Annotated in this window: 10 protein-coding genes; 6 read left to right on the top strand and 4 right to left on the bottom strand. The window is 70.4% G+C overall.

What is annotated here, in order from left to right:
- Nucleotides 1–25: 25 nt before the first annotated feature.
- Both OU415_RS17500 and OU415_RS17495 read right to left on the bottom strand, forming a co-directional pair.
- Complete coding sequence (locus OU415_RS17500; protein ID WP_270949910.1) at nt 26–1,129, bottom strand: carboxylate-amine ligase; 1,104 nt, start codon at nt 1,127–1,129, stop codon at nt 26–28.
- Nucleotides 1,130–1,308: 179 nt separating this feature from the next.
- Nucleotides 1,309–1,542, bottom strand: a complete 234-nt coding sequence (locus OU415_RS17495; protein WP_270949908.1) for a hypothetical protein — start codon at nt 1,540–1,542, stop codon at nt 1,309–1,311.
- 318 nt (nt 1,543–1,860) lie between these two features.
- Here OU415_RS17495 and OU415_RS17490 point away from each other — a divergent pair, with 318 nt between their 5' ends.
- From OU415_RS17490 to OU415_RS17480, 3 genes are read left to right on the top strand one after another with little or no spacing between them, the layout of a single operon-like run.
- The gene (locus OU415_RS17490) at nt 1,861–2,073 is read left to right on the top strand and encodes a hypothetical protein (protein WP_270949906.1); all 213 of its coding nucleotides are present in this window, start codon (nt 1,861–1,863) and stop codon (nt 2,071–2,073) included.
- Nucleotides 2,070–2,609 (top strand): DUF6879 family protein, encoded by a 540-nt coding sequence (locus OU415_RS17485; RefSeq protein WP_270949905.1) that lies wholly within the window; start codon nt 2,070–2,072, stop codon nt 2,607–2,609. The genes OU415_RS17490 and OU415_RS17485 overlap by 4 nt, the downstream gene beginning before the upstream one ends.
- A complete protein-coding gene (locus OU415_RS17480; RefSeq protein WP_270949904.1) occupies nt 2,606–3,451 on the top strand; it encodes a helix-turn-helix domain-containing protein in 846 nt (281 codons plus the stop codon). Before OU415_RS17485 ends, OU415_RS17480 begins: the two co-directional genes overlap by 4 nt.
- Before the next feature lie 3 nt (nt 3,452–3,454).
- On the opposite strand, the gene OU415_RS17475 is transcribed toward OU415_RS17480, so the two are convergent.
- Nucleotides 3,455–4,627, bottom strand: a complete 1,173-nt coding sequence (locus OU415_RS17475) for an MFS transporter (RefSeq protein WP_270949903.1) — start codon at nt 4,625–4,627, stop codon at nt 3,455–3,457.
- Between the two features lie 111 nt (nt 4,628–4,738).
- On the opposite strand from OU415_RS17475, the gene OU415_RS17470 reads away from it, so the two are divergent.
- The gene (locus OU415_RS17470; protein ID WP_270949902.1) at nt 4,739–5,110 is read left to right on the top strand and encodes a MerR family transcriptional regulator; all 372 of its coding nucleotides are present in this window, start codon (nt 4,739–4,741) and stop codon (nt 5,108–5,110) included.
- On the opposite strand, the gene OU415_RS17465 is transcribed toward OU415_RS17470, so the two are convergent.
- A complete protein-coding gene (locus tag OU415_RS17465) occupies nt 5,107–5,841 on the bottom strand; it encodes a class I SAM-dependent methyltransferase (protein ID WP_270949901.1) in 735 nt (244 codons plus the stop codon). The genes OU415_RS17470 and OU415_RS17465 overlap by 4 nt on opposite strands.
- Before the next feature lie 292 nt (nt 5,842–6,133).
- Between OU415_RS17465 and OU415_RS17460 the strand changes: the two genes are divergently transcribed.
- Entirely contained in the window at nt 6,134–7,516 is a 1,383-nt protein-coding gene (locus tag OU415_RS17460) for an MFS transporter (RefSeq protein ID WP_270949900.1), read from the top strand.
- Between the two features lie 694 nt (nt 7,517–8,210).
- The gene (locus OU415_RS17455) at nt 8,211–8,735 is read left to right on the top strand and encodes a MarR family winged helix-turn-helix transcriptional regulator (RefSeq protein WP_270949899.1); all 525 of its coding nucleotides are present in this window, start codon (nt 8,211–8,213) and stop codon (nt 8,733–8,735) included.
- Nucleotides 8,736–8,854 lie beyond the last annotated feature (119 nt).

The following is an 8,854-nucleotide window of genomic DNA, read 5'->3' as shown; positions in this document are numbered from 1 at the left end:
GGGGGCCCTTCCGCGCCGCTGGTCGCTAATCCGGCAGACCGGCCCGGGTTTGGTCGGCGAGCAGTGCGATGACGTCCGCCATGTCGTTGCGGCGGACGTGTGCTCGGCGCTGGCGGTGCGCGCCGCTGCCGTGGCGGAGCAAGCGGTCGAGGAGGTTGCCGACGCATCGGGCATCGCCGTTGGCTTCCAGCGCTGGCTGAGCAGCTGCGAGCAGTTTCTCCAGCAGAACGTGGGCGGGGATCAGCTCGCCGTCGATGTCCAGTCCGCGGCCCTCGAAGCCGTCGTGCGCCGCCCGCCAGAGTGCGAGCCGCAGCTGCTGGTCGGGGAGCTCGGGTGCTGGCCGTCCCTCGGTGACGTCGTGCAGCGCTCTCGTCGTCAGAGCGCGGATCAGCAGTGCCAGCAGCAGTGATTCCTCGGCGGTGCCGGACGCGTCGGCGATGCGGAACTCCAGTGTGGACAGATGTACCGCCGGTCGGACGAACCAGTAGACCATCGCGCGGTCCAGCGCGGCACCGCTGTCCAGCAGCAGCTGCACGGATCGCTGGTACGAGGCCGGGTTCCGGTGCAGCGGCGGTGGTCCGGCCGACGGCAGCCTCGACCACACCACGCTCCGCCAGCTCGCGTGCCCGGTGTCGCGGCCGTCGCAGAACGGGGAGTTCGCGGTCAGCGCCAGCAGCGCGGGCAGGTGCGGGCGCAGGTGGTCGGACACCGCCAGGGCGGTGGCCAGGTCGGGCATCCCGACGTGCACGTGGCACCCGGCGGTGGTGTGCGAGTCGAGCAGCAGGCCGAACCGGTCCCGGATGGTGCGGTACCGGGCCTTGTCGGTCAGCGGCACCGGATCGGGCAAGCCGAGCGGCGAGAACCCGGTCGACACCAGCAGCGAGTCGTGCTGGTCGGCCGCGGCGGCGAGGTCCCGCCGTGCCGCGACCAGTTCGCGGTGGGCCTGTTCGGCGCTGCGGCACACCGGGGTGTTGGCCTCCAGCTGGAAAGTGGCCAGCTCGGCGGTGAAAGCGCGATCGGGGAACTGGCGCAGGACCTCCGGCGCGCGAGTCGAAGGACGGCCGGTTCTCGGGTTCAGCAGCAGGAATTCCTCTTCGACGCCGAAGGTCGGCAACCGGCCGCGGCGCATCGAACCTCCCTTCGGCGGGCTGGACGAGGAGCGCCAGCAGAGCCAGTTTCCGGCTCTCGCGGTGGTTTGTCACTCGCCCGGAAGCGCCACGCCCGGCGCTGACGTCCACTGTGGAACATCGAGGGTCCGGCCCGGTGCGAGTCGGGGTTCAACACCGGGCCGGAGGTCCGCGATCGGCGTCAGGGCGCGGTCCGCCGGTTCTTCAGGAAGTCGTTGCACCGCATGCACGTCGGTGCCGTGCGCCAGTCCATCTCGCCGGGCGCGGCCATCGCCACTTCAGCGCCGCACGCAGCGATTTCCACCGGTTGCCCCGCCCAGCGCCGACCTTGGAAGGCGTGCCGCTCGAAAGCGCCGGTCTCCGGATCCGGTGCGGGCAACCAGTAGTGCCGCTCGGTCTGCTGCAGCCCGATCACGTCGCCGCTCCCGGGGAAGGCGTTGAGACCGGCAGCAGGTGAGAGGCGAGCGGGAGGGGGATCGTGACCACCGGGAACCAGCAGATGCTCACGTGCTCGCCCGCCTCTCAGTCTCCTGTCCCCCCGGGTGCTGCCAGTATGGGAACGATCGCCCTCGCACATCAAGCAATCCGCGCAATCACCAACCGAACGGCCCAGCAGGTCGCGACACGCGCAAGTCACCCGGATCGGCTGTCCGAGTTGCGCCGCACCCCGAGCCTTGACCGAATGCACGTATTGCACGGACGATGCATGAATCTTCCGAACTAGGAGGACCAGGTGAAGTTGACCTTCTGGGGGACGACGTCCCACGCGGGTACCTGCCCCACGCTGTACAGCACCGACCAGGGCACCTACGTCGTTCAGGGCTACAAGGTCACCGATCCGGAAGCGCTGGCCGCGCTGCGCGAGCGCGGCCTGCCCGACCACGAGACGGCGGTGGAGGTCCCGGCCGCTTTGCTCGACGTCTTCGTGCCGAAGGCGGCACCGTGAGTTCCTGGGTCTTACCGGGCGCGCAGTTCGAGGAACTGCTGCGCTCGTTCCGGCATCGGGCGTGGCGGTGGGAGTGCCAGGGCACCTACCGCCAGCCGGCCGAGGCCGAACCCTGGCGGCGCTGGCGAGCCGGTGAACCCGACGATCTGGCTTGGTTGCGCCCCTGGCTGGACCAGGTGGCGGCGGCGACCCGGGCGGGGCGGTTGTTCGCCCGGGTGCGCGTTTTCCAGGAGCCGCCAACGGAATACCAGTTGTGGCAGCTCGACGTGGGCCCGGCCAACGTCGCCGCGGGCGAGGACGTCCGGGTGCTCCCCGAATCCCGGGCGCGGGCGCTGGGCCTGCCCACCCACGACTTCTGGCTCTTCGACGAGGCGCGGGTCGCGCTGATGCACTTCGAGGACCAGCGGTTCGCCGGTACCGAGATCATCGCCGGCCAGGGGGAGGTGGACCGGTACCGGAGCTGGTGGGAAACTGCGCGTGAGCACGCGGTTCCGCTGCTGGCCTACCGGCGCGATCTGCTGGGGAGGCGCCGGTGACCGACTTCGACACCCGCCGCCTCGCGTTCGGCGATGCGTTGCGGCGATTGCGAGTGGAAGCCGGGCTGTCCGGCAAGCAGCTCGCGCAGCTGGCCGGATGGCCCCCGTCGAAGGTCTCGCGGATGGAAACCGCGAACCAGTCCGTCGCCGATTCCGACGTGGTGGTCTACTGCCGGCTGACCGGCGCGGGCGAAGCCGTCGAGTCCGAGCTGCGGCAGGAGTTGCGCGAGATCCGCCTCGAAGCGGCGAGCTGGAAGCGCCAGCTGCGCACCGGGAACAGCGCCCGGCAGGAGTACGGCAAGCAGCTGGAGCACGACGCCGAGCGCATCCGGTTGTTCGAGATCGCGATGGTGCCGGGTCTGGTGCAGACCGCTGAGTACGCCCGGTACATGTTCGAAGCGGTGGCCGTGCTGCACCAGAACCGGCTGGACGTCGCCGAGTCGGTGGAGCGGCGGATGGCCCGGCAGGAAGTCCTCTACCGGCCGCGGACCGAAGTGCAGATCGTGTGCTCGGAAGCAGGTCTGCGGCACCCGATCGCCCCGCCGCAGGTGATGGTGGGGCAGCTCGACCGGTTGCTGGCCCTGGCCGGGATGTCGACGCTGCGCCTGGCGGTGCTGCCGATGGACGTGCAGCTGACCGCGGTGCCGCAGCACGGTTTCGTCATAATCGACGACATGGCGCTGGTGGAAACGGTGAACACGGAGATGACCGTGACCGACCCCGACGACCTGGCCCGCTTCCACCGGCTCTTCGACGTGCTGCTGGCGGCTTCGCTCGAGGGCCCCGCCGCGCGCGCCGTGCTGCACCGGCTGATCGAGCAATACGGCGCGCTCGGAGGCTGAGCCTCAACTGTCCCGGAACGCGCGCCGCCGAGCCGCGATCCCGAACGCGGTCGCGGCGAGGGCCGCGGCGAGCCAGGGGAGCGGTGTCGTGTTGCCCGCGAGGTCGAGAGCTGCACCGCCCAGGTACGCGCCCGCCGCGATGGCGATGTTCCAGACGGTGATGGTCAACGACTGCGCCAAGTCCGCATCGCGCCCCGCGACTCTCGCCGCCGCTGCCGGGAACATCGTCGGTGCGCCACCGAAAGCCACGCCCCACACGGCAACGGCGAAGAGCAGCACCGGCCACCAGTCGGTGACACCGATCAGCGCGGCCGCGATGGCCACCAGCGAAGTCGAGGCGAGGACGAGCTGCCGCAGCCGGCGGTCGACGAGCGACCCGACGATCCACAGGCCCAGCACCGAAGCGACGCCGAAGACCAGCAGCGCGGTGCTGAGCAGCTCGACCAGACCGGCGTCGGCGAGCACCGGGCCGATGTAGGTGTAGAGGACGTTGTGCCCGAGTGCCAGGGCAAAGGTCGTGATCAGGACGGTGCGGAATCCCGGCGTGGCGAGGACGTCCTTGGTGCTGGCGCGCTGCTGCGCGGCTTGCCCGGGCAGCCGTGGGACCTGCCAGAGGACCCAGCCGATCAGCACGGCGGTGATCACCGCCATCGTGCCGAAGGCGTAGCGCCACCCGAACAGCTCGCCGAGCAGCGTGCCCGCCGGAACTCCGATGGCGAAGCCGATCGGCGTGCCCGCCATCGCGATCGCCAGCGCCCGCCCGGCGTGCTCGGCGGGCACGATCCGCATGGCGTAACCGGCGATCATCGCCCACATCACGCCCGACACCGCGCCGGCAAGCACTCGGGCCACCAGCGTCAGCGGGTACCAGGGCGAGAGCGCGGTGACCGCGTTGACCACGGCGAAGCCGATGATCAGCCCGAGCAGCAGGGCGCGGCGCGGCAGCCGCCGGGTCAGCGCGGTCAGCGGGACCGAGGTCGCGGCGGTGCTGATCGCGTAGACCGCGACCAGCTGCCCGGCCTGCGACTCCGAAACCCGCAGATCGGCGCTCATCGGAAGCAGCACACCAGCGGGCAGCGTCTCGGTCAGGCAGCCGACGAGCACAACCGCAGCGAACGCCAGCAGCGCGCCGAGCGGCAGTTTCGCGGTGTTCGGCGCATCGAGGTCAGCAGTCATGCGCCCAACACTGCGGACCTCACACCGGTGTGAGGGCAAGCGCGGTCCGGGTGATCTGGCGCACTCGCGCGGTTTTGGATAATGGACGCATCCGGCTTCGGGGAGGTTCAGGTGCGGATCGGTGAGCTCGCGGAGCGGACCGGCGTGTCCGTGCGGTTGCTGCGCTACTACGAGGAGCAGGACCTGATCCGCCCGGCGCGCGACGAGCTCGGGCACCGCGCCTACGGGGACGGCTCGGTGGATCGGGTGCACAAGATCCGCGGCCTGCTGGACTCCGGGATCCCCACCCGGATCATCCGGGACATCCTGCCGTGCCTGGAGAAACCCGGTGCCATCCACATGCGGATCGTCGCCCCCGAGATGCTGGCCAACCTCGAGGAGGAGCGGGCGAAGATCAAGGAGCGGATGGAGACGATGGCCGACAACCTCTCGGCCATCGACGACTACTTGGCCAAAGCCCGCCCCAACCTCCGCCAGCCCTAGGACGAGCGCTGGGCGCTGATCCAGAGCACCGGGCCGGCCCGGTGGGTGTGCACGGTGCGCATCCCGGAGGCGTACAGCTGCTCGGCGACCTCGTCCGGCCCGAAGAAGGTCAGCCCGGCGCGGTCGCCGACGAGCCGCACGGCCTGGTGCATGAGGCCGCCGCGCGGTGTCGGGACCATGACCGCCAGCCAGCCGCCAGGTGCGAGGACGCGGCACGCCGCGGCCAGGACGTCATCGGGCGACGGGATCAGCTGCAGTGCCGCCAGGCTGGTGACCAGGTCGAACGTGCCGTCCGGGAACGGCAGGTCGCGCGCGTCGGCGCGGATGAACCCGACGTTGTCGGACGTTTCGGTGCGGGCCGCCCGCGTCAGCATGGGGCGCGAGACGTCCAGTCCGATGGCGAGCCCGGTCGAGCCGACCTGGCGACCCAGCGCGGCCGTGACGTTGCCCGGACCGCAACCGATGTCGAGCACCCGGCCGCCGAGCGGTGGGTGGGTTCGAGCAGGCAGCCGGTAGAAGGCCGGGGACACCCGGCGGGCGAACGACTGCACGTGGTCGTAGAAGCCGGAGCCGAGCCCGGACTCCCAGAACGACTGGATCGGCCCGGACGGCTCCTCGGGATGACCACCGAGCAGATCCAGGTAGCCGGATTCGAAAACCGGCTCCTCCGGAGCGGACTTCAGCAGCGGCAGCACCCGGGTGAACACCTGCGGTGTCGACTGGTCGGTCATGCGCACCTCCCACCGGCCAACACTAGGCAGCTGCCGAGCCGGCTGCCAACAGGCGCCCCGGCGTGCCCTACACTCGGACCGTGGTCAAGAGCTCCTAGGTGTGGGCTCGCCCTCCGATGAGGCGGTTTCGCCGGGCGGAGGGCCGTTTTCGGCTGTCGTGACCACGTCGGCTCCCGTTCGGTCGAGCCCTGCACCCCTGGTTCCCACCGCGCCCCGCGCGGCATCTCGTGCTGCCTGACCTCGGTGCGTTCGACGTGCTCACGCTTCCCTGCTTTCCAAGACGAGGAGTGGTATGAGCGTGCCGAAGAGGTGCGTGCTGGTGCTGACGGCGGTTCTGCTGTCGTCGCTGACCTTTCCGCTGACGATCACCGGCGCGTCCTTGGCGCTGTCCGGCATCCGCGAGGACCTGGATGCCGGGCTCGCCGCGACGCAATGGGTGGTCAACGGCTACAACGCCTGTTTCGCCAGTTTCCTGGTGTTCACCGGTTCATTGGCCGACGTGCTCGGCCGCAGGCGGATCTACGCCGCGGGCCTGGCCCTGTTCTGCGCGAGCAGTGCGATGAGTGCGCTGGCCGATGACGTGCTGGTGCTCAACCTCGTCCGCGCAGTGGGCGGTGTCGGCGCCGCTGCTGCGACGACGGGTGGTTCGTCGCTGCTCGCCGCGACCTTCCAGGGGGCGGCGAGGAGTCGGGCGTTCGGACTGCTGGGGACGGTGCTCGGTGTCGGGCTGGCCTTCGGGCCCACCGTCGGCGGTGTGCTGGTCGAGACCCTGGGCTGGCGAGCTGTCTTCGCGGTGCCGGCGCTGATCGCCGGGCTGGTCCTGCTGCTGGTGCCCGCACTTCCGGCGTTGCCCGGAGAGCCGGGGCGCGGCATCGACTGGCCGGGTGCGGCGCTGTTCACCTCGGCGCTGTTCCTGCTGATCTTCGCGCTCGACGAAGGACCTGCGCTGGGCTTCGGAAACCCGCTCGTGGTCGGCGGGTTCGTCGCCGCGCTCGGGCTCGGGGTCGCGTTCGTCGCCGTCGAACGGCGTCGACCGGATCCGCTGTTCCAGCTCGATCTGCTGGTCAACCGGCGGTTCCTGGCGCTGGCCGTGGCCGCCGGGGCGCACATGGGCGTGCTGGTCCCGCTGCTGGTGTACCTGCCGAGCTACCTGATCTCGGTGGTCGGGTTGTCGGCCGGGCAGGCCGGGATCTGGTTGCTGATGCTGACGTTGCCGACGGTGTTCCTGCCGACCGCAGGAGCGGTGGTGTCCCGGTGGCTGCGCCCGATGTCGGTGGTCCTCGGCACCGTCGCGCTGAGCGGAATCGGCGCGCTGGCGCTGGTGACCGTCGGACCGGACAGCACCCCGTTGCACCTGCTGGTGCCGTTGGTGCTGATCGGCGCCGGTGTCGGGCTGTCCAACGGGATCCTCGACGGGCTGGCGATCGGCAGCGTGCCGACCGAGCAGGCAGGTGCGGCGTCGGGCACCTTCAACACGGCCCGGCTGGTCACCGAGACGATCGCGCTCGCCGCGGTCGGGGCGGTGCTGGCCGCGGTCGGCGGCGGACAGCTCACCGGAGCGGCGTTCACCTCCGGTCTGCACGTCGCGAGCGTGCTGCTGAGCTGCGCCGCAGCGATCGCGATCGGCTGCGTGGTGGTCCTGCTGCGCCGAGCTGAGCTCGTCGAGCACCGGTGATCGAGCGGGGGCGCGGGCGACCGCGTCCCCGCATCACCCGGTGGACAGCACGAAACCCCGATAGCCGTCGGCCGCGACCGCACTTTGAGCATGTACATGGCGGCGAACCCGGCTCCGATGATGACGACGTCGTGCTGCGGGCGGTCGTGGTCCATCCGGTCGCACTCCTCTGCCTCGGCGGGTGCGTCGTCGTGCGTGGCCCGGGTGACTGGTGCAGCCGAGCATGCCCCGGTGGTACGCGGGGAGGCAAGACCGCACCCGGCTGGTGAGCATCGGGAAAACTTCCTTGCCCGACCGGCCGGGAGCGGGCAAGGTGGCGGTCGCACCGATCGGACGGGACGCGTTCCCGGCCGGGTGCGGCCTGGCGGGACAACGGCGTCTTGCCAGGCGTCGGGGAACGGGCCGAACGCGTTCGGCCCAGCAAACGGAAGGTTTCACGTGCGCCAACACCTGCAGCGGTCGATGCGAACATCGTGGCGGCAACCGAGCACGACCCGCCTGTTGCTCAAAGCGGCCTGGCTGGAGATCCGCGCAGTGCTGCTGTGAACGCCGGCGCCCATCGGGCGCGCCCCGCCGATGTCCGGGACGGACGTCTCGAGGCGCGGGGTCGAGAAGGGAGAGCTGGGCCGGTTGGTGGCGAGCGCCCCCACCTGAGATAGTCAATGCATTGACTATCTTCTGCCCGGGAGGCGCGATGGCGGCGGACGAACTGGACTTCTGGTCCTTCGTCGAACTGGCCAACCACCGGTTGTCCGAGGAATACGGCTTCCAGCACCAGCTGGCCACCGAGGTGCTGCTGGCGCTCAACCGGGCGTCCAACATCGTCACCTACGACCTGGAAGCGGCCGTGCACCGCCCGCGCGGCCGCTCCTGGTCGGGCTTCCGGCTGCTGTTCGTCACCTGGCTGGCGGGACCGCTGGAGGCGAAGAAGGCCGCCGAGCTGACCGGCATGAGCCGCGCCGCGGTCTCGAACCTGACCAAGACCTTGGTGGGCGACGGGATGCTGGAGCGCACGCCGGGCGAGCACGACGGCCGTTCGGTGCTGCTGTCGCTGACCGAGCGCGGCCAGCACGAGATGCTCGAGGTGTTCCAGGCCCAGAACGAGCGCGAGCACGAGTGGACCGGCGTGCTCACCGAGGCCGAGCAGCGCATCCTGGTCATGCTGCTGGACAAGCTGATCACCAACCGCGACCAGTTCGACATCCGCGGCCGCAACTGAGCCGTCCGGTCCGGCGGTCCGCAAATTCAATGGAAATCAGACGTCCGATTCCATTGAACTTGCGTGGCTCGTGGGTCAGGGGGCTGTTGCGGGGCGTCGAGATAGTTAATACATTGACC

It is taken from the genome of Saccharopolyspora oryzae, assembly GCF_027853915.1.
In the GTDB taxonomy this organism is placed as follows: Bacteria; Actinomycetota; Actinomycetes; order Mycobacteriales; family Pseudonocardiaceae; genus Saccharopolyspora; species Saccharopolyspora oryzae.
This window is presented reverse-complemented; position numbering and strand designations above follow the sequence as displayed.